Source organism: Arhodomonas sp. KWT, assembly GCF_010993615.1.
The window spans coordinates 1-1,387 of sequence record NZ_WNXE01000442.1; the positions used below are offsets into that span (position 1 = coordinate 1).

Sequence of the window (1,387 nt, forward strand, 5' to 3'; positions counted from 1 at the left end):
GTGCCGACGGTCACGCCAAGGGCATCGGCCAGCGCGCGATGGGTGGGCAGCCGGTCGCCGACGGCCAGCTCGCCGGCCGCGACTGCCCGGGCAACGGCCTCGGCGATGGCCCGGTAGCGGGGGCCGGCGTGAACGGAAAGATCGGGAACCCAGATTGTATCCATTACAAAAATCTTCTTTACATCAGAATGTTGGCAATTATTCTCTGTTTATACCGATCAGATTGATGCAATTGTATTCATTGTTCTTGAAATTGTCACCATTTCGCGCAGGAGAACCGGGATGAACACGCCGACCCCGACACGCCGACGCTTCGAGCAGAACGCCTATCGCCGCGACGGACAGGCACGGGTCGTCGCGGTCACCGAACGGGGCATCGTGCTGGACGAGACCTGCTTCTACGCCGAGGGCGGTGGCCAGCCGGGTGACACCGGCGCCCTGCATACCGCCACGGGCGCGACCCTATGGGTGACGGACACCCGCTACCTCCCCGGCCGCCTGCGCATCGGTCACCAGGTCCCGGACCCGGGCGGCCTGCAGGCCGGGGACACGGTCACGCTCGCCATCGACTGGCCCCGCCGCTACCGGCACATGCGCATGCACACCGCACTGCACGTGCTCTGCGCCCTGGTCGACGCGCCGGTCACCGGCTGCGCTATCCATGCCGGGCGCGGGCGCATCGACTTCGATCTGCCGGAATCAGGCCTGCGCCGGGAGGACCTCGACGCCGCTCTCCAGCGCGTGATCGGCGATAACCGCGCCGTCCATGCCGGCGAGGAGGACGGCGCGCGGGGCGGCGAATATACGCTCCGCGCCGCCCCGGGCGAGGGGGAGACGCTGCGCGTGGTGACCATCGACGGGCTCGACCGCCAGCCCTGCGGCGGCACCCACGTGCGGGCCACCGGCGAGCTCGCGGGCATCCGCATCGCCCGGATCCACAAGAAGAGCCGGCGTGCCCGGCGCGTGGTGCTGATCGACGAGACCGCGCCGGAGGCGGTGGAATGACCCCGGAGAACGCCCTCGCCGCTGCGCTGTTCGCCTTCGCCCTGTCCGCCACGCCGGGGCCGAACAACGTCATGCTCACCGCCTCCGGCGCGCGCTTCGGCCTGCGCCGGACGGTGCCGCACCTGCTCGGCGTGACCGCGGGCTTCGGTGCGCTCACCGCGGCGGTGGCGCTGGGGCTGGGCGGGCTGTTCGAGCACTACCCCGCCGTGCACACGGCATTGCGCTGGATCGGCGCGGGCTACCTGCTCTACCTCGCCTGGCGCATCGCCACGGCGGACCCGGCCGGCGATAGCACGCGTGCCCGCCCGATCCGGTTCACGGAGGCGTTCGCGTTCCAGTTCGCCAACCCCAAGGTATGGGTGATGGGCATGACCGCGGTGGC

Annotated in this window: 3 protein-coding genes; 2 read left to right on the plus strand and 1 reads right to left on the minus strand. The window is 70.1% G+C overall.

Annotated elements, in window-relative coordinates:
- The coding region (locus tag G7A99_RS25980; RefSeq protein ID WP_163143447.1) for a GntR family transcriptional regulator at positions 1-164 on the minus strand (164 nt) is incomplete at its 3' end.
- 118 nt (positions 165-282) lie between these two features.
- Here G7A99_RS25980 and G7A99_RS19745 point away from each other — a divergent pair.
- Positions 283-1,005, plus strand: a complete 723-nt coding sequence (locus G7A99_RS19745; protein ID WP_163143450.1) for an alanyl-tRNA editing protein — start codon at positions 283-285, stop codon at positions 1,003-1,005.
- A partial coding sequence (locus G7A99_RS19750; RefSeq protein WP_163143452.1) for a LysE family translocator occupies positions 1,002-1,387 on the plus strand: 386 nt, incomplete at its 3' end. The genes G7A99_RS19745 and G7A99_RS19750, both read left to right, overlap by 4 nt.